Annotated in this window: 17 protein-coding genes; 10 read left to right on the forward strand and 7 right to left on the reverse strand. The window is 72.9% G+C overall.

Annotated elements, in window-relative coordinates; translation table 11 throughout:
- Positions 1-53: 53 nt before the first annotated feature.
- Complete coding sequence (locus KZX45_RS03700; RefSeq protein WP_248256381.1) at positions 54-548, reverse strand: STAS domain-containing protein; 495 nt, start codon at positions 546-548, stop codon at positions 54-56.
- Between the two features lie 283 nt (positions 549-831).
- Here KZX45_RS03700 and KZX45_RS03705 point away from each other — a divergent pair, with 283 nt between their 5' ends.
- A complete protein-coding gene (locus tag KZX45_RS03705; RefSeq protein WP_248256382.1) occupies positions 832-1,539 on the forward strand; it encodes a TetR/AcrR family transcriptional regulator in 708 nt (235 codons plus the stop codon).
- A gap of 4 nt (positions 1,540-1,543) precedes the next feature.
- Here KZX45_RS03705 and KZX45_RS03710 read toward each other — a convergent pair whose 3' ends face one another.
- The gene (locus KZX45_RS03710) at positions 1,544-3,019 is read right to left on the reverse strand and encodes a helix-turn-helix domain-containing protein (RefSeq protein ID WP_248256383.1); all 1,476 of its coding nucleotides are present in this window, start codon (positions 3,017-3,019) and stop codon (positions 1,544-1,546) included.
- Positions 3,020-3,151: 132 nt separating this feature from the next.
- On the opposite strand from KZX45_RS03710, the gene KZX45_RS03715 reads away from it, so the two are divergent.
- Positions 3,152-4,990: a phosphoenolpyruvate carboxykinase (GTP) gene (locus tag KZX45_RS03715; protein WP_248256740.1), complete on the forward strand. Its 1,839-nt coding sequence runs from the start codon at positions 3,152-3,154 to the stop codon at positions 4,988-4,990.
- A gap of 387 nt (positions 4,991-5,377) precedes the next feature.
- Here KZX45_RS03715 and KZX45_RS03720 read toward each other — a convergent pair whose 3' ends face one another.
- Positions 5,378-5,683 carry a DUF2249 domain-containing protein gene (locus KZX45_RS03720; RefSeq protein WP_248256384.1) on the reverse strand — a complete coding sequence of 102 codons (306 nt, stop codon included), beginning with the start codon at positions 5,681-5,683 and terminating at the stop codon, positions 5,378-5,380.
- Between the two features lie 284 nt (positions 5,684-5,967).
- On the opposite strand from KZX45_RS03720, the gene purD reads away from it, so the two are divergent.
- Entirely contained in the window at positions 5,968-7,242 is a 1,275-nt protein-coding gene (gene purD, locus KZX45_RS03725) for a phosphoribosylamine--glycine ligase (protein ID WP_248256385.1), read from the forward strand.
- A 165-nt stretch (positions 7,243-7,407) separates the two neighbouring features.
- Here the strand turns inward: purD and gndA are convergent, their stop codons facing one another.
- A complete protein-coding gene (gene gndA, locus KZX45_RS03730; RefSeq protein WP_248256386.1) occupies positions 7,408-8,862 on the reverse strand; it encodes an NADP-dependent phosphogluconate dehydrogenase in 1,455 nt (484 codons plus the stop codon).
- A 100-nt stretch (positions 8,863-8,962) separates the two neighbouring features.
- A complete protein-coding gene (locus KZX45_RS03735) occupies positions 8,963-10,363 on the reverse strand; it encodes a metallophosphoesterase family protein (protein ID WP_248256387.1) in 1,401 nt (466 codons plus the stop codon).
- Positions 10,364-10,434: 71 nt separating this feature from the next.
- Here KZX45_RS03735 and KZX45_RS03740 point away from each other — a divergent pair, with 71 nt between their 5' ends.
- From KZX45_RS03740 to purQ, 6 genes are all read left to right on the forward strand, one after another.
- Positions 10,435-11,352, forward strand: a complete 918-nt coding sequence (locus KZX45_RS03740) for a phosphoribosylaminoimidazolesuccinocarboxamide synthase (protein WP_248256388.1) — start codon at positions 10,435-10,437, stop codon at positions 11,350-11,352.
- A gap of 191 nt (positions 11,353-11,543) precedes the next feature.
- On the forward strand, positions 11,544-12,689 hold the full coding sequence (locus KZX45_RS03745) for an acyl-CoA desaturase (RefSeq protein WP_248256389.1): 1,146 nt from the start codon (positions 11,544-11,546) through the stop codon (positions 12,687-12,689).
- A gap of 140 nt (positions 12,690-12,829) precedes the next feature.
- Positions 12,830-13,384, forward strand: coding sequence for a cysteine hydrolase (locus KZX45_RS03750; protein ID WP_248256390.1), 555 nt, complete (start codon positions 12,830-12,832; stop codon positions 13,382-13,384).
- Entirely contained in the window at positions 13,381-14,355 is a 975-nt protein-coding gene (locus KZX45_RS03755; protein WP_248256391.1) for a nucleoside hydrolase, read from the forward strand. Before KZX45_RS03750 ends, KZX45_RS03755 begins: the two co-directional genes overlap by 4 nt.
- 131 nt (positions 14,356-14,486) lie before the next feature.
- The gene (locus tag KZX45_RS03760) at positions 14,487-14,744 is read left to right on the forward strand and encodes a phosphoribosylformylglycinamidine synthase subunit PurS (RefSeq protein ID WP_098484166.1); all 258 of its coding nucleotides are present in this window, start codon (positions 14,487-14,489) and stop codon (positions 14,742-14,744) included.
- A complete protein-coding gene (purQ, locus tag KZX45_RS03765; protein ID WP_248256392.1) occupies positions 14,744-15,454 on the forward strand; it encodes a phosphoribosylformylglycinamidine synthase subunit PurQ in 711 nt (236 codons plus the stop codon). The genes KZX45_RS03760 and purQ overlap by 1 nt, the downstream gene beginning before the upstream one ends.
- Before the next feature lie 33 nt (positions 15,455-15,487).
- On the opposite strand, the gene ald is transcribed toward purQ, so the two are convergent.
- Positions 15,488-16,642: an alanine dehydrogenase gene (ald, locus tag KZX45_RS03770; RefSeq protein WP_248256741.1), complete on the reverse strand. Its 1,155-nt coding sequence runs from the start codon at positions 16,640-16,642 to the stop codon at positions 15,488-15,490.
- A gap of 145 nt (positions 16,643-16,787) precedes the next feature.
- On the opposite strand from ald, the gene KZX45_RS03775 reads away from it, so the two are divergent.
- Positions 16,788-17,342 (forward strand): YceI family protein, encoded by a 555-nt coding sequence (locus tag KZX45_RS03775; RefSeq protein ID WP_248256393.1) that lies wholly within the window; start codon positions 16,788-16,790, stop codon positions 17,340-17,342.
- Positions 17,343-17,372: 30 nt separating this feature from the next.
- On the opposite strand, the gene KZX45_RS03780 is transcribed toward KZX45_RS03775, so the two are convergent.
- A complete protein-coding gene (locus tag KZX45_RS03780) occupies positions 17,373-19,037 on the reverse strand; it encodes an ABC-F family ATP-binding cassette domain-containing protein (RefSeq protein WP_248256394.1) in 1,665 nt (554 codons plus the stop codon).
- Between the last annotated feature and the right edge of the window lie 32 nt (positions 19,038-19,069).

Raw genomic sequence — 19,069 nt, forward strand, 5'->3', positions numbered from 1 at the left:
GGGGCAGCGAGGTGCCTCGGTCCCGTGGCGGGCGACGGTGCCCGTCGCCGCGATCAGCCGGTGACGCCGTCGCCGTCCGGGAACTCGTCGTGCAGCTCCACGACCTCGCTCAGGTGCGTGAGCTCGAGCAGGAACCGCACCGACTCGGACGCGCCGATCACCCGGACGGGCTCGTTGAGCCGCTGCGTCAGGCGGGCGAGGACGGCGAGCACGGACGAGTCCATGAAGGTCACGTTCCGGACGTCGACGTCGAGGGGCCCGTTCAGGCGGGTGATCTCGGTGGTGCACGTCGCCAGCTCGTCGTTCATGCTCGCGTCGACCTCGCCGGCGAGGACCAGACGGGTGCGCTCGCCCGCGGTGAGGACGGCGGCGGAGCCGGACCAGGCGTGCTGCTCCTCGCCGGGCGCGAGGACGACGGTCGGCTCGAGCGACATGCCGTCCGGCGGTGTCAGGCCACGGGGCACCGCCTCGGCGAACGACGTCGCCCTCGGTGCGCGGGCGGCCGAGGACGCACGGTCAGAACCGACGCTGGGGGTTCGGTCGTCCATGGGTCACTCCCGGAGGATTCACACCGAGTGGCTCGATGTCGCGCGGTGGTCGCACTGTTTACAGTGTAAGGGCTTGGATGTGCCCGGCGGAACGGGGTAAACGTCACTGCTGCGCGGTGGGCGGTGCCCGGCCACCGGCCGGGCACCGGGAACGGGAACGCCACTGCCTGCGCGCGGGACGGGCCCGGCGATCGGCTGGGCCGGCACCGGCCACCGGGCGGGGGCCGGGGGCGCCGCCTAGACTGGCGGCCCGGGCACGCTCCCAACAGAGACGACATCACCCATGACGGACACGGCGGCCACCGACCAGGGCTTCCGGCCACGGCTGAGCCGCGAACGCATCGTCCTCGAGGCGTTGCGGGTGGTCGACGACGAGGGCCTGCAGGCGCTGAGCATGCGCCGCCTGGGATCGCTGCTCGGGGTCGAGGCGATGTCTCTGTACCGCTACGTGGACGGCCGGGAGGACCTCCTCGAGGCGATGGTCGAGCACCTCACCGACGGCCTGCACCTCACGCCGGAGACGCCGGTGTCGGCAGAGGACGGCTGGCAGGCCTACCTGCAGTGGCTCGCGCACGAGGTTCGCCGCGTCGCGCACGCCCACCCACAGATCTTCCCGCTCATCGCCACCCGGCACCCGGCCGCGCCCTGGCTGCGTCCGCCCTTGCGCAGCCTGGACGTGGTGGAGGACTTCCTCGCAGTCCTCACCCGGCAGGGCTTCGGCGACGAGGCGGCCGCGGCGGCGTACCGGGCGTTCTCCAGCTTCCTCGTCGGTCATCTCCTGCTCGAGGCGAGCCAGCTCGGAGGCACGACCGTGCCCGACGAGCCGCTCGACGAGGGGGACCCGAATGCCGGCAGCTCCGGCCTGGCGCTCGCGGAGTACCCGACCATCAGGCGGCTCGAGCCGGAACTGTCGCAGGACCGCTCCGACGAGGAGTTCGAGAGCGCGCTCGAGGAGCTGCTGGACCGGATCGCCCGCACGGAGCGCAGCTGACCTCTCATTCCGCCGTCGGCGCGTGGCGCTCCAGGAAGTCGTAGAGCTCGACGTCGTCCACCCCGGGGAACGTCCCGGCGGGCAGGGGGCTCAGCACGTGGGCGTGCATGGCGGCGCTGGGCCACGACCTGTCCTGCCAGCGCGCGGCCACGGACTCCGCAGGGCGCCGGCAGCACGACTCGTCCGGGCACGAGGAGGCCGCCCGGCGGGTCGTCTCCCGGCCCCGGAACCACTTCGCGTGCGCGAAGGGCACGCCGAGGGTGATGGAGAACTCGCTGTCCCGCCCCGTCCCGGTCTGCGTGCTGCACCAGTAGGTGCCGGCGGGGGTGTCGGTGTACTGGAAGTACTCCGTGGACCGGTTGCGCCGCGCGAACGCCGAGCGGGCGGCCCATCGCCGGCACAGGGGCTGGCCCTCGATCGCGCCCGTGGCGTCGGCCGGCAGGGGAACTCCGTCGTTGGCGTAGCCGCGGTACATGGCGCCGTCGTCGTTGGCCCGGATGAAGTGGGTCGGGATGCCCATCAGCGCGGTGGCGAGGTTCGTGAAGCGCTGCGCCGCCGAGTGGTGGGTGATGCCGAACGCGTCGCGGAAGTCCTCCATCGCCAGATCCTTCTCCGCCTTCTTGGCCTCGAGGAAGGTCTGGGCCGCGAACCGCGGGACGAGGCAGCAGGCGGTGAAGTAGGCGATCTGCTGGCGCTGACGCAGGAAGTCGCCGTACGAGGCGGGACGCTGGTGGCCGAAGAGCCGGTGGGCCATCGCCTGGAGCGCGAGTGAGCGCAGGCCGTACCCGCCGGGGATCGACGCGGGCGGCAGGTAGATCCGTCCGTTCTCCAGGTCGGTGACGGTGCGGGTGGAGTGCGGCAGGTCGTCGACGTGGATGATCGTGAACCCGAGCCGCTCCGCCATCTGCGCGACCATGTGGTGGGTCAGCGCCCCGCCGGTGTACCCGACCGCGCGGACCTGCTCCTCCGCGAGGGTCTCGATCTCGGGCACGTAGTTGTCGTGCTCCTGCATCTCCAGGCGTAGCTCGGTGTTGATCCGTCGCGCCTCCTCAGGCGTCGCGATCGTCGCCCGCGCCCGGCGTTCGAGCTCCCCGTGCAGCGCCACCAGGGACTCCAGCGCGTCAAGCGGCAGGCGACGGCCCGGGCGCACCGAGGGCACGCCGAGAGAGGCGAAGAGCGGGCTCCGCTGGGCCTGCTCGAGGGCGATCTCCAGCGCGGCCCGGCGGTCGGGTGGCGGGGCCGGGGTCAGCAGGTCGCCGGCCGTGGTGCCGAGAGTGTCGGCGATCGCGGTCAGGAGGGAGAGCCGGGGCTCCCGCCGCCCGTTCTCCACCAGCGACAGCTGGCTGGTGGTGGAGCCGACGGCGGCCGCGAGCTCGCGCAACGTCAGGCCGCGGGCAGTGCGGGCGTGACGGATGCGGCGGCCGAGAACGAGCGGATCGGCTGCTGGTCTGGTTGTCTGGTCAGAGTTCTCGAGCGGCATGGGTTGACGGTAGCGAAACTTTCGCACTTTTTATATCGGTCGTGGCTTGAGAGGAGTACTCCGGTGGGCGCAGAGTGGAAACAGGGCGTGGAGCAGCGCCCGCAGGACACCTCGGAGGACAGCAGGATGACGATGACGGACACCGCGCGCGACGCCACTGTGGAGATCGACGGTCTGGAGATCAGGGACCCTGGCCTGTACGGCTGGGTCCAGGAGATCGCCGCACTCACCAAGCCGGACCGCATCTACGTCTGCGACGGGTCGCAGGAGGAGTACGACCGCGTCGCCGCCGAGCTCGTCGAGGCCGGCACGTTCATCAAGCTGAACGAGGAGAAGCGGCCGAACAGCTACCTCGCCCGCTCCGAGCCCTCCGACGTCGCGCGCGTGGAGTCCCGCACGTTCATCTGCTCGGAGAAGGAGATCGACGCCGGCCCGACGAACAACTGGGCCGAGCCGGGCGCCATGCGCGCAGAGCTGCGCGGGGTCTTCGACGGCTCCATGCGCGGCCGCACCATGTACGTCGTGCCGTTCTCGATGGGCCCGGTGGGCGGTCCGATCTCCCGCGTCGGAGTGGAGCTGACCGACTCCCCGTACGTCGTCGTCTCCATGCGCATCATGACTCGCATGGGCGCCGACGCCCTCGCCCAGATCGACCGCGGCGCCGACTGGGTGCCGGCCGTGCACTCGGTGGGCTACCCCCTCGTCGACGCCGAGGGCAACGCCCGCGACGACGTCGCCTGGCCGTGCAACGACGAGAAGTACATCGTGCACTTCCCCGAGACCCGTGAGATCTGGTCCTACGGCTCGGGCTACGGCGGCAACGCCCTGCTCGGCAAGAAGTGCTACGCCCTGCGCATCGCCTCCGTCCTGGGGCGGGACGAGGGCTGGATGGCCGAGCACATGCTGATCCTGAAGCTGACCGGCCCGGACGAGCGGGTCTACCACCTCGCCGCAGCGTTCCCCTCCGCCTGCGGCAAGACGAACCTCGCCATGCTCCGCCCGACCATCCCGGGCTGGAAGGTCGAGACCATCGGCGACGACATCGCGTGGATGCGTCCCGGCCCCGACGGACGCCTCTACGCGATCAACCCCGAGGCGGGCTTCTTCGGCGTGGCCCCGGGGACCGGCGAGTCCACCAACCCGACGGCGATCGCGGCCCTGGGCCACGACGTCATCTTCACCAACGTCGCCCTCACCGACGACGGCGACGTCTGGTGGGAGGGCCTGACCGACGAGGTGCCCGACCACCTCGTCGACTGGCGCGGCAACGACTGGACGCCGGCGAGCGAGAGCCCGGCCGCCCACCCGAACTCCCGGTTCACCGTCGGGGCTGACCAGGCGCCCTCCATCGCCCCGGAGTGGGAGGAGCTCGGCGGGGTGCCGATCGACGTCATCCTCTTCGGCGGGCGCCGCGCGTCGAACGTTCCGCTGGTCTCCGAGGCCTACGACTGGGAGCACGGCGTCTTCATCGGCGCCACGGTGTCCTCGGAGCAGACCGCCGCGGCCGAGGGCGCCGTCGGCTCGCTCCGGCGCGACCCGTTCGCGATGCTGCCGTTCTGCGGCTACAACATGGCCGACTACTGGGGACACTGGCTCGAGATGGGCGAGAAGCTCGGCGACAAGGCGCCGCGCATCTTCCAGGTGAACTGGTTCCGCAAGGGGTCCGACGGCTCGTACCTCTGGCCCGGGTTCGGCGAGAACTCGCGCGTGCTGGAGTGGGCGCTGCGCCGCGTCAACGGTGAGATCGAGGCCGTCGACGCCGCGACCGGCCGCCTGCCCCGTGCCGAGGACCTCAACCTCGACGGGCTCGACGTCACCGACACCCAGCTGCGGGAGCTGTTCGCCGTCGACCCGGAGAGCTGGTCCGCCGAGGCCGACCTCACCGAGGAGTACTTCGCCCAGTTCGGCTCGCGCCTGCCCGACGCGATGACCGACCAGCTCGCCGCGCTGCGCGAGCGACTGCGGAAGTAGGCGCTGACGGGCGTGCCCCGGGTGTGAGGACCCGAGTGCGCAACGAGATCGAGGAAATGGTCGCTGTCCGCGCCATTTCCTCGATCTCGTTCGTGGGCGGCGTCGGCCGGGAGTCCCGAAGTTCCGCCGCCGCACCGAAGCCTGGCCGCCGCGCCGACCGGTGCGCCGAAGCGGGACCGCCGCACCGAAGCCCGGCCGCCGCGCCGACCCGCGGGCCGAAGTCTGACCGTTGCGGTCGAGGTCTTCAGCTCAACCCTCTTACCTCGGGCCCGAACGTCAGACATCGAGGCGTCCAGCCCGGGCAGCGGGTGCCGGAGGTGTGAAGGCGGAGGCGCGGCGACGACGTCGGCGCCGGCCCCGCCGGTTCGTGGGGCCGGGGCCCGTCGGTCAGCGCCGGGTGAGCCGCAGCGTCCAGGACTCCGGGCCGCTCTCCAGGTAGCGCACGTCGAACGCGCCGGGCTCGCGCTGCTCGATCTGGGCCAGCAGCGGCTTGGGGTCGTGCGGGGCGACGAGGTCGAGCGCGAAGCCCGGGGCGATGGCGCCGAGGGCGCCGAAGACGGTGGCGTGACGGATCGCGTGCGGCACGGCGCGCACGTCCAGCGCCGGGACGGAGTCGTCGTGCCCGCACCCGCAGGCGCAGCCGCCGGTCGCGCTCTCGTTCTTGCTGCTGATCGTGACGTCCTCGACGGCCATGGTGGTGCCCTTCGTTCGGTGGGGTGCTCCACCACGAGAATAGTCGAGGACAATTCCGTGAAAAACCTCCGGGCGAGCCGCTGCGGAGAAGGGCCGCACGGCGCCGAGTCGGGCCTTGCCTTTCAGCCTCGGTCGCCCGGCGGGTCTCGGTCGCCCGGCGGGACTTTGTCGCAGCTGGTTCGGCAGGGTGTCGGCCCGAGTCGCCCGGCGGGGCGCCGGGCCTCCGCTGCCCGGCGGGTGGTCGGGGCGCAGGGAGCGGCCCGCAGATGGTTACCCTCGTGCGCGTGAGGATCCTGCTGATCGGCTCCGGCGCGCGCGAGCACGCCCTGGCCCGCGCCCTGACCCTGGACCCCGCGACCGAGCTGGTGGTGGCCCCGGGCAACCCGGGCACTGCGCAGCTGGGGCGCACGCTGCCGCTCGACGTCCTCGACGGCGCGGCGGTCGCGGCCGCGGCCCGCGACATGGGCGCCGACCTCGTCGTCGTCGGGCCGGAGGCGCCGCTCGTCGCCGGCGTGGTGGACGCCGTGCGCGACGCCGGGATCCCCTGCTTCGGGCCCACCCGTGCGGCGGCGCGGCTCGAGGGGTCGAAGGCCTTCGCGAAGGAGGTCATGGCCGCGGCCGAGGTGCCGACGGCGCTGGCCCACGTCTGCACGACGATCGAGGAGGTCGCCGCCGCGGTGGACGCCTTCGGGCCGCCCTACGTCATCAAGGACGACGGCCTGGCTGCCGGCAAGGGCGTCGTCGTCACCGACGACCGTGACGCCGCCCTCGCCCACGCCCGCGCATGTCTCACCAAGGACGGCGGCGACCCGGTCACGGACGGCGCCCCGGCCGTCGTCGTCGAGGAGTTCCTCGACGGCCCCGAGATCTCGCTCTTCTGCCTGTCCGACGGGACCGACGTGCTTCCGCTCGAGCCGGCGCAGGACTTCAAGCGACTGGCTGACGGCGACGCAGGACCCAACACCGGCGGGATGGGCGCGTACTCACCGCTGCCGTGGGCGCCCCAGGACCTGACGGAGCAGGTGCTCGAGCGCGTGGCCCGCCCCGTCGTGCACGAGATGGCGCGGCTGGGCACGCCGTTCACCGGAGTGCTCTACTGCGGGCTCGCGCTCACGTCGCGCGGGCTGCGCGTCATCGAGTTCAACGCCCGGTTCGGCGACCCCGAGACCCAGGTGGTCCTGGCCCGGCTCGCGTCCCCGCTCGGCGAGCTCCTGCACGCCGCCGCCACCGGCCGGCTCGGCGAGGTCGAGCCGCCGCGGTGGAGCCCGGACGCCGCGGTCACCGTGGTCGTCGCGGCCCACGGCTACCCCGGGCAGGTCCGCAAGGGCGACTCCGTCTCCGGCATCGACGCGGCCGAGGAGCTCCCCGGCGTCCACGTGCTACACGCCGGCACCGCGCTGGACGGCGTGGGGAACCTGGTCAGCTCGGGCGGCCGCGTGCTGAGCGTCGTGGGCGTGGGGGCCGACCTCGCCGCCGCCCGCGCCGCGGCGTACGCGGGTGTGGGGCGCATCGACCTGCCGGGCTCCCAGCACCGCACGGACATCGCCGCGGGTCGCTGACGCCCGCGACGGGGGCGGCCGGCCACCCGCGAGGCTGACCCGACACCACGACGGCGGCCGGCCACCCGCGAGGCTGACCCGACACCACGACGGCGGCCGGCCACCCGCGAGGGTGAGCGGCCGCCGTCGTGCGCCGGCGCTACGGCCCAGGCGGTGGAGCTGGTGTCAGGACTGCTTCTCCTCCGAGCGGTCCCCGGACCACAGGGTGTGGAAGACGCCCTCGGCGTCCACGCGCTGGTAGGTGTGCGCGCCGAAGAAGTCGCGCTGGCCCTGGATGAGCGCGGCGGGCAGGCGCTCGGCCCGGATCCCGTCGTAGTAGCTCAGGGACGAGGCGAACACCGGCGTCGGGACGCCGTTGAGCGCGGCCTGAGAGACGATGCGCCGCCAGGCGGCGACGCCCTTGTCCATCACGTCGGTGAAGAACTCGTCGGCGAGCAGCAGCGGCAGGTCCGGCGTGCGCTCGTAGGCCTCGGTGATCCGGTTGAGGAAGCGGGCGCGGATGATGCAGCCGCCGCGCCAGATGCGGGCCATCGCGCCGCGGTCGATGCCCCAGCCGTTCTCCTCGCTCGCCGCGGTGATCTGGTCGAACCCCTGCGAGTAGGCCACCACCTTCGAGGCGTAGAGGGCCTGACGCACGTCCTCGACGAAGGCGTCGCGGTCCGTGACGTCCCAGCTGCCGGCGTGGGCGGGCAGGACGCCCCGGGCGGCCTCGCGCTGCGGGACGGAGCCCGAGAGAGCGCGTGCGAACGTGGCCTCGGCGATGCCCGTGACCGGGACGCCCAGGTCGAGGGCGTTCTGCACGGTCCAGCGGCCGGTGCCCTTCTGCTCGGCGCGGTCGAGCACGATGTCGACGAAGGCCTTGCCGGTCTGCGGGTCCGTGTGCTTGAGCACGTCGGCGGAGATCTCGATGAGGAAGGACTCGAGGTCGCCCTTGTTCCACTCGGCGAAGATCTCGCCGATCTCCGCGGCGGAGGCGCCCAGTCCCTGCCGGAGCAGGTCGTACGCCTCGGCGATGAGCTGCATGTCCGCGTACTCGATGCCGTTGTGGACCATCTTGACGAAGTGGCCGGCGCCGTCGGGCCCGACGTACGTGCAGCACGGCACGCCGTCGACCTTCGCGGAGATGTCCTCGAGCATGGGGCCGAGGCGGTCGTAGGACTCCTTGGTGCCGCCGGGCATGATGGACGGCCCGTTCAAGGCGCCCTCCTCGCCGCCGGAGACACCGGAGCCGACGAAGTGCAGTCCCCGCTCGCGCAGCGCGTTCTCGCGCCGGATGGTGTCCGGGAAGTGCGCGTTGCCGGCGTCGACGATGATGTCGCCCGGCTCCATGTGCTCGGCGAGCTGGTCGATGACGGCGTCGGTACCCGGGCCGGCCTTGACCATGATGACTGCGACCCGCGGCTTCGAGAGGGACGCGACGAAGTCCTCGACCGACTCCGAGGGGACGAACACCCCGTCGTCGCCGTGCTCGGTGACGAGCTTCTCGGTCTTGGCGTAGGAGCGGTTGTGGACGGCCACCTTGTAACCGTGGCGGGCGAAGTTACGAGCCAGGTTCGAGCCCATGACCGCCAGGCCGGTCACGCCGATGTCGGCGGTGCCGACGGGCTTCTCGCTTGCCATGCTTTCTTCCTCCAGTAGCCGGGGGGCGCGGTTCTGTGACGCCTGGAACGGTACGCGCTCGTGCCCGGCTGTGGCTTCCCCGTGCCACCAGTTGCCGCGCCTACGCCGGCCCGGCGTGCACCACGAACGGTGGCTCCACCAGCCGGTCCTGCGGGTCCAGGGACGTCATCAGGTGCGGCGTGCCGTCCGGGAGGAGGGCGGCGATCGGCGTGAGCCGTGCCTCGGCGCCGTCGATGTCGACCAGCACCAGGTGCGCCTGCGCGGCCCACGCGGTGGTGCCGGCGCCCTCGAAGTCGCCGGGCACCCCCTCGCGGAGCTGCCCGCCTGCCCCGGAGATCACGTACGTACGGCCGTCCCTCTCGCTCACCTGGAAGTTGTGCTCGTGGCCGGCCAGCACCAGCCGCACGCCGGCGGCGTCGAAATACGGAAGCAGGTCGCGGCGCATCTCCTCGTCGTTCGAGTGGGACGGTCCGGCGCAGTACACCGGGTGGTGCGAGAACGGCACCACCCACCGCCGGCGTTCGCCAGCGAAGGCGTTGCGGAGGAACTCCGCGTGGCTGGCCGCCTGGAAGAACCGGTGCACGTCCGGGTCGTCGCTGTCGAGCGAGGTGTCCAGGCACACCAGCTCGAGGTCCCGGCCGTACCGCAGCCGGTAGAACAGGCCCGGCCCCACGGACGACCGGCCGGGCTCGTCGTCCCGGAACCGCTCGTGCACGTGGAAGTTGTCCTCCATCTGCCGGCGGTCGTCGCTGCTCTCCGTGTCGGCGGTGTCGTGGTTGCCGATCGCAGGGAAGACGGGGACCCGCGCGATCGCGTAGCGGTAGGGCTGGAAGAAGCTGGAGTACCACTCGTCGTCCTCCCCGCCGCCCTCCTCGTCAACCTGCCCCTGCTCACCGCGGTAGATGTTGTCGCCGAGCGAGACGACGAAGCGGACGTCGTGGCTCTCGACGAGCCGGTCGAGGACCTCCGCCACCCGCCGCTGCCGGCGGCTGGACTCGGAGTCCGAGCGGATGCCGACCCCGAAGTCGCCGATGGCGGCGAAGCGGACCGGCGGCGTCTCCGCGTCCGGGTGCGGCCAGGTGCGGAAGCGCAGGTCGTAGCGGCGGCCGGCCGGTGCGAGGTCGTAACCGCCGCGGCTGCTGGGCACCCAGTCCCGGCGCTCGCCGGCGGCCCACTCCCGCCCGTCGACCTCGACGCGGTAGCGGTACTCGGTGTCAGGCGCCAGGCCCGTCAGCCACACCCACGTCCGGTCCGCCGTCGAGGCCTCGGCGACGACGGCGCCGCCGGCCAGCACCTGGACCGTGGCAGCCCCGAACGGCTCCGCGCCGCTGCCGATCGAGCTGCGCCGCCCCACCAGCGCGGGAAGCTCCTCGTCGTCGGCGATCCGCCAGCGGCCGCCCTCCGGGCGGCGGAAGGTGAAGCCGCCCCAGGCGACGAGCACGCGGTCGTGGGACAGGTCGACCAGGTGGACGAACTCCTCGACGTGCAGCTCCTCGGCCATGGCGCACATCATGTACCGCCCGGTGGGACGGCACTCACCGACCGGCCGCGGCTCCTGCCAGGATGGGCGCCATGAGCACCCACGACGGCTCGGCCCCCTACCTCGCGGGCTGGACGCACACCTACTCCGGCAAGGTTCGTGACCTCTACGTGCCCGCGGACGCCACGGCCGCCGCGGACGGCGACGTCGTCCTCGTCGTGGCCTCCGACCGCATCAGCGCCTACGACCACGTGCTCCCCACGACCATCCCCGACAAGGGAAAGATCCTCACGGCCATGAGCCTGTGGTGGTTCGACCAGCTCGCCGACATCGTCCCCAACCACGTGGTGTCCACCGACGTCCCGGCCGAGGTGGCCGGCCGGGCGATGGTCTGCCGCCAGCTGCGCATGTACCCGATCGAGTGCGTGGTCCGCGGCTACCTCACCGGATCGGGGCTCCAGGAGTACCGCGCGACCTCCGCCGTCGCCGGCCAGCCGCTGCCCCCGGGTCTGCGCGACGGAGACCGCCTGCCCGAGCCGCTGTTCACGCCGGCGGCGAAGGCCGAGGTGGGCGAGCACGACGAGAACATCACGTTCGAGGAGATGGCCTCCCGGGTGGGCGCCGGCCTCGCCGCCCAGCTGCGGGACCGCACGCTGGCGGTCTACGCGAGGGCGACTTCGATCGCGGCCGAGCGCGGCATCATCCTCGCCGACACCAAGCTCGAGTTCGGCGCCTCGCCGCTGCCGGGGGAGCCGGCCGTGGTCCTCGGCGACGAGGTCCTCACGCCGGACTCGTCCCGGTTCTGGCCCGCGGACGACTGGGAGCCGGGCCGCGCCCAGGTCAGCTTCGACAAGCAGTTCGTGCGCGACTGGCTGACCTCGCCCGAGTCGGGCTGGGACCGGCAGGCGGACGCCCCGCCGCCCCCGCTGCCCGACGAGGTGGTCCGGCGCACCCGGGAGCGGTACGTCGAGGCATACGAGCAGCTCACGGGGAGCTCCTTCGACGCCTGAGCACGGCCCGTCCGGGGGCGCCGCCGACGCGCCGACGACGGCGACACACCGGCGGAACGTTGAGCAACCTACGAAACCGTAGGTTCTGGGTGTCGCACTCACGGCATCCGTGCCACACTGACGAACGGTGGCCACGTCAGGTCGCCAGTACGGCCCCCGGTCGTGCCCCCTCCAGAACCCAGGTGGCGGCCATGAGCCAGACCCTTGACCACTCCTCGCCCACTCCCGGACCGGCGCTGCACCCGGCCGGCGAGCGCCCGGACGGCGACGGCCCCCGCCGTCGCCCCGGCGCCGCCCGCGAGCGGCAGCTCAGCGACTTCACGGCGCTGACCGCGATCGTCCAGCAGGCCGGCCTGATGCGCCGCCGCTACGGCTACTACTGGTCCAAGCTCATCGGACTCACCGTCGCCGGGCTGGCCCTGGCGGCAGTGTTCGTCTGGGTCGGGGACACCTGGTGGCAGATGGTCACCGCCGTCGTCCTCGCGCTCCTGATGACCCAGATCGCCTTCCTCGGCCACGACGCCGCTCACCGGCAGATCTTCGTGTCCGGGAAGTGGAACGAGTGGGTATCCCTCATCGTCATCAACCTCTTCGCCGGCATGGGGCACGGTTGGTGGAACCGCAAGCACAACAAGCACCACGCGGCTCCCAACAAGCTCGACGCCGACCCCGACATCGCGCCGGGCGTCCTCGCGTTCACCCCGCAGGCCGCGCAGGCCCGGACCAACCGGGTGACCCGTTGGCTGGCCAACAAGCAGGGGTACTTCTTCTACCCGCTGCTGTTGCTGGAGGGCGTCAACCTCCATGTCCAGGGCGTCAAGCGCGTGGTCTCCCGCGGGGAGGTCAAGCGCCGCTGGGTGGAGCTGTCCTTCATCACCGTGCGCCTGGTCAGCTACTTCGCGCTGGTCTTCCTGGTGCTCTCCCCGGGCAAGGCGGCCGCGTTCATCGGCATCCAGCTGGCCGTGTTCGGTCTGTACATGGGCCTGTCCTTCGCGCCGAACCACATCGGCATGCCGATCGTCCCGCCTGACGTCAAGATCGACTTCCTGCGCCGCCAGGTGCTGATGAGCCGCAACGTCACCGGCGGCCGCTGGGTCGACACCTTCATGGGCGGCCTCAACTTCCAGGTGGAGCACCACCTCTTCCCCTCCATGGCGCGCCCGCACCTGCGCGAGGTGGCCCCCATCGTCCGCGAGTACTGCGAGAAGCTCGGGGTCCGCTACACCGAGACGTCCATCGGGCAGTCGTACGTGGCCGTCACGAAGTACATCAACAACGTCGGCCGCGCGGGCCTCGACGTCTGGGCCTGCCCGCTGGCCACGCAGTACCGCGTCTGACCGACAGAGGCGGGCGGCCTCGCCGCCGCCCGCCTGGCCCGCCGCCCGCCTGGCCGCCGCCGGATCTCCGCGCTGACGGCGCCGCCGGCCGAGTCGCGGCCGCCTCTGAGGTCAGTGCCCTCCGCGGTAGCGTCGGACAGGTGAGGACCGACGACGCAGGCCCGCCCTGGCTGGTCGTGATCGACCCCCAGCACATCTTCGCCGAGCCGCCGAGCCCCTGGGCCGCCCCGGACTTCGACGCGATCCTCGACCCGGTCCGCCGGCTCGCCGCGGCGCACGCGGGCCGGGTGGTGGTCACCCGGATCGTCGCCCCCGCACGACCCGCCGGCTCGTGGGTGCCCTACTACCGGCTCTGGCCCTTCGCCCTCGTCCCCGACGACGACCCGCTCTACGAGGTGGTGCCCGCGCTGCGTGACCTGCCGGCCGCCGTCGTGACCGAACCGACCTTCGGCAAGTGGACCGCCGCCCTGCGCGCGGTCACCGGCCCCACGCCCCGCCTGCTGCTCGCCGGCGCCGCGACCGACTGCTGCGTGCTCTCGACCGCCCTCGCGGCGGCCGACGGCGGCGCCGAGGTCGAGGTGGTGACGGACGCCTGCGCCGGGTCGAGCGCGGAGAACCACCGCCGGGCGCTGGGGGCGATGTCGCTCTACGCCCCGCAGATCCGGCTCACCACGACCGACGAGGTGCTGGCATGACCCCGGCCCCCGCGTCGCGGGCCGGCGGTCCCGGGGCGCCGGTGCGCGTGCTCCTCGACGTCGACCCCGGCCACGACGACGCCCTCGCCATCCTGGTCGCCGCTGGCCTGCCCGGGCTCGAGATCGCCGCGATCACCACGGTCGGCGGCAACCAGACGCTGGAGAAGGTCACACGCAACGCGCTCGCCGTCGCCACCGTCGCCGGCCTCGAGACCGTCGTGGCCGCCGGCTGCGACCGGCCGCTGGTGACCGGCGCCGTGCTGACGGACCCCGAGACCCACGGGGCCAGCGGCCTCGACGGGCCTGAGCTGCCCGAGCCGACGGTGCGGCTCGACCCCCGGCACGGCGTCGACGTGATCGTCGAGACGGTCATGGCGGCCGAGCCCGGCACGGTGACCCTGGTGCCCACGGGGCCGCTGACCAACATCGCCACCGCGCTGCGGCGCCAGCCGGCCATCGCGGACCGCGTGGCGGAGGTGGTGCTCATGGGTGGCGGGTACAGCAAGGGCAACGTCACGCCGGCCGCCGAGTTCAACATCTACACCGACCCCGAGGCCGCGCACATCGTGTTCTCGGCCCCGTGGCGCGTGACCATGGTCGGCCTCGACCTGACCCACCAGGCGCTCGCCACCCCCGACGTCCACCAGCGGTTCCGGGCCATGGGCACGAGGGCCGGACGGTTCGTCGTCGACATGCTCGACTTCTTCGGGCCCGCGTACCGCGCCAAGCAGGGCTTCGACTCCCCGCCCGTCCACGACGTCTGCGCCCTGGTGCGGGCCGTCGCCCCCGACATCGTCACGGTCCGGCCCGGCCACGTCGACGTCGAGCTGCACGGGCAGCACACCCGGGGCATGACGGTGACCGACCTGCGCGGGCGCGAGGGCCGTGATCTCGACCACCTCGTGGCCACCGAGCTCGACGTTCCCCGGTTCTGGGACCTCGTCACCGGCGCGGTCGCCCGCCTGCCCTGACGCCGGAGAGCGGCGTCGCCGGGACGGGGACAGGGCCGCGTGCTCACGCCCGGGCGGCGGACGCCCCCGGCGGGACGGCACGCGCAGCGGCTACCCTGGCATCGCCGTCGTCCACCCCAAGGAGTTCAGACATGGGACGCATCGTCGTCGAGGTCATGCCCAAGCCGGAGATCCTCGACCCCCAGGGCAAGGCCGTGGCCGGGGCGTTGCCCCGTCTCGGCCTCGACCAGTTCACCGGGGTGCGCCAGGGCAAGCGCTTCGAGCTGAGCGTCGAGGGCGAGGTCACCGACGAGCTGCTCGCCGCGGCCCGGCAGGCGGCCGAGACCGCCCTGTCGAACCCGATCATCGAGGACGTCGTGGGCGTCTACGACGCGGACGGGGCGCGCTGATGGCCGCCGCCGGCGCCCGGATCGGCGTCGTCACCTTCCCCGGCACGCTCGACGACCGCGACGCGGCCCGCGCGGTGCGCCTCGCAGGAGCCGAGCCGGTCTCGCTCTGGCACGCGGACGCGGACCTGCGCGGGGTCGACGCGGTCATCCTCCCCGGCGGGTTCTCCTACGGCGACTACCTGCGCTGCGGGGCCATCGCCCGCTTCGCACCCGTGATGACCGAGGTGGTCGAGGCGGCCCGCGGCGGCCTGCCGGTGCTCGGCATCTGCAACGGGTTCCAGATCCTGTGCGAGGCGCACCTGCTGCCCGGCGCGCTGATCCGCAACGACCATCAGCGCTTCATCTGCCGCGACCAGCAGCTGCGCGTGGTCAACGCCTCCACGGCGTGGACCTCCGACCTCGAGGCCGGCCAGGTCATCACCGTCCCGCTCAAGAACGGCGAGGGCGGCTTCGTCGCCGACGACGCCACCCTCGACCGGCTCGAGGGCGAGGGGCAGGTCGTCTTCCGCTACGAGGGGTCCAACCCCAACGGCTCCCTGCGGGACATCGCCGGCGTGAGCAACGAGCGCGGCAACGTCGTCGGCCTCATGCCGCACCCGGAGCACGCCGTGGAGCCGGGCTTCGGTCCCGACATGGGTGGTGCACCCCGCGCGGGGACCGACGGCCTCAAGCTGTTCACCTCGGTGATCGGGTCCCTCGTCAACGCCTGACCGGGAGCTCCTGCCCGCGGGCCGCCGGGCCGGTCAGGCGGACCGCTGACCGGAGTTCGTGGCGACGGGCGGCCGGTCGAGCACCTCCGCCAGCGGCGTCGCGCCCAGCCCGTGCGCCGCGGCGACCGGTGCGCACACGACCGCGCCGTCGTGGGTGTTCAGCCCCCTGGCGAGCGCCGCGTCGGCGCGCATCGCCTCGCGCCACCCCCGGCCCGCGAGCTCGAGGGCGTAGGGCACCGTGACGTTGGTCAGGGCGTAGGTCGACGTGTGCGGCACGGCGCCCGGCATGTTGGCGACGCAGTAGTACACGACGTCGTGCACCCGGTACGTGGGGTCGCTGTGCGTGGTCGGCCGCGCCCCCTCGAAGCACCCGCCCTGGTCGATGGCGATGTCGACGACCACGGCCCCCGGCTTCATCCGGCTCACCTGCTCGTCCGTGACCAGCTTCGGCGCCCGCGCCCCGCGGACGAGGACGGCCCCGATGACGAGGTCGGCGTCCGCGATCGCCCGGTCGATCTCGTAGGCGTTCGACGCGACGGTCTGGCAGTGGCCCTGGTAGATGGCGTCGGCGTGGCGGAGCTTGGCCAGGTCCTTGTCCAGGAGCAGCACCTCGGCCTGCATGCCCAGCGCGATCGCGGCCGCGTTCATCCCCGCGACCCCGGCGCCGATCACGACGACCTTCGCGGCGTAGACGCCCGAGACGCCGCCCAGGAGCACCCCGCGGCCGCCCTCCGAGCTGAGCAGGGTGTGGGCGCCCACCATGGGCGCCAGCCGGCCGGCCACCTCGCTCATGGGTGCGAGCAGCGGCAGGGTGCCGTCGGGCAGCTCGACCGTCTCGTAGGCGATCGCCGTGACCTTCCGGGTGAGCAGCTCTTCCGTCAGGCGCCGGTCCGCGGCCAGGTGGAGGAACGTGAAGAGGGTCTGCCCCTCCCTCATGCGGTGGTACTCCTCCGGCACCGGCTCCTTGACCTTCAGGACCAGGTCCGCGGCCGCCCACGTCTCGTCCGGGCCCGGCAGAACCGTGGCGCCCGCGGCGGAGTAGTCGTCGTCGGTGATCGCGGACCCCGTGCCGGCACCCGTCTCGACGTAGACGTCGTGCCCCGCCCGGACCAGCTGGTCGACGCCCGAGGGGGTGATGGCGACGCGCAGCTCGGTGTTCTTGACCTCGCGGGGAACGGAGATCCGCATGGTGGCCACGTCCTTGTGGTGGTGGGCAGCGACCCCGAGGTCGCCCTGCGCACGGCAGTCTACGGTCGCCAACCGTCCTTCGTCGGCCGCATCTGCGTGCAAGAATTCCCGCAGACGGGCGTCTCGGCCCCGAGAAGGAGCAACGATGACCGACCTCGACGAGTCCCTCAGCGGTGACTGGGTCTTCGACCCCAGCCACACCCGGATCGGCTTCTCCGCGCGGCACGCGATGGTGACCAAGGTGCGCGGCGCGTTCAACGACGTCGACGGCCGCATCCACGTCGAGCCGGGGCCGCCCTCGAAGTCGTCCGTCGTGGTGACCGTGAAGGCCGCCAGCGTCGACACCCGCAACGCCCAGCGTGACGAGCACCTGCGCAGCCCGGACTTCTTCGACGTCGAGCGGTTCCCGGACATCGTCTTCCGCAGCACTACGATCGACGAGGTCGAGGACAACGCCTACATGGTCGTCGGGGACCTGACGATCCGCGACGTGACCAAGCAGGTCGCCATCCCGCTGGAGGCCACGGGGGTCCACCGCGACGCCGACGGCAGGCTGCGAGCGGGCTTCGAGGGCACCCGGCGAGTCAACCGGCGGGACTGGGGCCTGGAGTGGCAGGTCGCGCTCGACACCGGCGGCGTGCTCGTCTCCGAGAAGATCAACCTCGAGTTCGAGATCTCCGCCGTGAAGGTCGAGGACTGAACCCGAGCACCGCGGCCGCGGCAGGCAGGGTCACAGCGACAGCTCGGTGAGCTGCCCGTCGGCCAGCTCCCAGCGGCGCGTCGCGCGCACCCCGGCGAGCATGCGCCGGTCGTGGGTCACGAGCAGGACGGTGCCGGGGAAGGACTCGATCGCCTGCTCCAGCTGGAGGATCGCGGGCAGGTCGAGGTGGTTCGTCGGCTCGTCGAGCACGAGCAGGTTCGTGCCGCGCGCCTGCAGCAGCGCCAGCGCCGCCCGCGTCCGCTCGCCGGGGGAGAGGGACGCTGCCGGACGTACGGCGTGCTCGCCCCCGAGCCCGAACTTCGCGAGCAGCGTGCGCACGTCCGCCTCGCTCCAGTCCGGCAGCAGCCGGCCGAAGGTCGCCGCCACCGGTGCCGGCTCGTCGAACATCGCTCGCGCCTGGTCGACCTCGCCGACGGCGACCCCGGCTCCCAGCGCCGCGCGCCCCTCGTCGGGCGCGAGCCGTTCCAGCAGCAGCGCGAGCAGCGTGGACTTGCCCGAGCCGTTGGCACCGGTGACCACCACCCGGTCCCCGTAGCCGACCTGCGTGGTGACCGGCCCCAGAGTGAAGCCGCCGCGGCGCACGACGGCGCCGTCGAGCACCGCCACCACCGCGCCCGAGCGGGGCGCCGAGGCGATCGACATCTGCAGCTCCCACTCCTTGCGCGGCTCCTCGACCTGGTCCTTCTCGAGGCGCTCGATGGCCCGCCGGGACTGGCTGACCTTGGCGGCCTGCTTCTCCGAGACGGCCACGGCGTGGGCCTTGATGTGCTTGTCCGGCTCCCGGGCGGCCTTCTTGCGGGCGTTGCGCACGCCCTTCTCGACCCAGGACTTCTGGGTCTGCACGCGGTCCTTGAGGCCCGCGACCTTGCCCGCGTACTCCTCGTAGGCCTCCCGGGCGCGCTGCCGGGCGAGCTCGCGCTCGGCGAGGTAGGCGTCGTACCCGCCGTCGTAGACGCTGACCTGCTGCTGGGCGAGGTCGAGCTCGATGATCCCGGTGACCGTGCGGGCGAGGAACTCCCGGTCGTGGCTGACGACGACGAGCGGCGCGCGGGTCCCGGCCACGAACCGCTCGAGCCGGTCCAGCCCGGCGAGATCGAGGTCGTTGGTCGGCTCGTCGAGCAGGAGCACGTCGTACCGGGAGAGCACGAGCGCGGCCAGCCCGACGCGGGCGGCCTCCCCGCCCGAGAGCGAGGTGGTCGCTGCGTCGAGCGGGACGCGGAGCCCGACGTCCGCGGCCGCGGCCGCCGCCCGGTCGTCCAGGTCGGCGCCGCCGAGGGCCAGCCACCGCTCGAGGGCGACGGCGTAGGCGTCGGCCACCGCGGCGTCGTCGTGCCGCTCGGCCATCGCCGCCGCGGCGCGGTCCAGCTCCGCCGTCGCCGCGGCGACCCCGGTGCGGCGGTGCAGCAGCTCGAGCACGGTCTCCCCGGGGCGGCGTTCGGGCTCCTGCGCGAGGTACCCGATCGTCGCGTGCGGGGGCGCGAGCGTGGCGCTGCCCCCGACCTCGGCCCGCGAGGGCAGACCGGCGAGCGCGGTGAGCAGGGTGGACTTGCCGGCGCCGTTCGCGCCGACGAGCCCCCACACGTCACCGGGGACGATGGTCACGGTGAGGTCGGAGAAGAGCCGGCGCACCCCGTGGGACGCGCCGAACCCCGAGACGTGGAGGGAGGCCGGCATGGAGCGAGCGTACGTTCCTGCCGGGCCTCGCC

Origin of the sequence: Georgenia sp. EYE_87 (assembly GCF_023148685.1) — a bacterium.
Lineage (GTDB): Bacteria > Actinomycetota > Actinomycetes > Actinomycetales > Actinomycetaceae > Georgenia.

Excerpts from the sequence above, each read along its gene's own strand:
- KZX45_RS03745 (WP_248256389.1), top strand. The coding sequence starts at position 11,544 with ATGAGCCAGACCCTTGACCACTCCTCGCCCACTCCCGGACCGGCGCTG.
- gndA (WP_248256386.1), bottom strand. The coding sequence starts at position 8,862 with ATGGCAAGCGAGAAGCCCGTCGGCACCGCCGACATCGGCGTGACCGGC.
- KZX45_RS03700 (WP_248256381.1), bottom strand. The coding sequence starts at position 548 with ATGGACGACCGAACCCCCAGCGTCGGTTCTGACCGTGCGTCCTCGGCC.
- KZX45_RS03715 (WP_248256740.1), top strand. The coding sequence starts at position 3,152 with ATGACGGACACCGCGCGCGACGCCACTGTGGAGATCGACGGTCTGGAG.
- KZX45_RS03710 (WP_248256383.1), bottom strand. The coding sequence starts at position 3,019 with ATGCCGCTCGAGAACTCTGACCAGACAACCAGACCAGCAGCCGATCCG.
- KZX45_RS03760 (WP_098484166.1), top strand. The coding sequence starts at position 14,487 with ATGGGACGCATCGTCGTCGAGGTCATGCCCAAGCCGGAGATCCTCGAC.
- KZX45_RS03720 (WP_248256384.1), bottom strand. The coding sequence starts at position 5,683 with ATGGCCGTCGAGGACGTCACGATCAGCAGCAAGAACGAGAGCGCGACC.
- KZX45_RS03775 (WP_248256393.1), top strand. The coding sequence starts at position 16,788 with ATGACCGACCTCGACGAGTCCCTCAGCGGTGACTGGGTCTTCGACCCC.
- KZX45_RS03740 (WP_248256388.1), top strand. The coding sequence starts at position 10,435 with ATGAGCACCCACGACGGCTCGGCCCCCTACCTCGCGGGCTGGACGCAC.
- KZX45_RS03705 (WP_248256382.1), top strand. The coding sequence starts at position 832 with ATGACGGACACGGCGGCCACCGACCAGGGCTTCCGGCCACGGCTGAGC.
- KZX45_RS03780 (WP_248256394.1), bottom strand. The coding sequence starts at position 19,037 with ATGCCGGCCTCCCTCCACGTCTCGGGGTTCGGCGCGTCCCACGGGGTG.
- ald (WP_248256741.1), bottom strand. The coding sequence starts at position 16,642 with ATGCGGATCTCCGTTCCCCGCGAGGTCAAGAACACCGAGCTGCGCGTC.
- KZX45_RS03735 (WP_248256387.1), bottom strand. The coding sequence starts at position 10,363 with ATGGCCGAGGAGCTGCACGTCGAGGAGTTCGTCCACCTGGTCGACCTG.
- KZX45_RS03755 (WP_248256391.1), top strand. The coding sequence starts at position 13,381 with ATGACCCCGGCCCCCGCGTCGCGGGCCGGCGGTCCCGGGGCGCCGGTG.
- purQ (WP_248256392.1), top strand. The coding sequence starts at position 14,744 with ATGGCCGCCGCCGGCGCCCGGATCGGCGTCGTCACCTTCCCCGGCACG.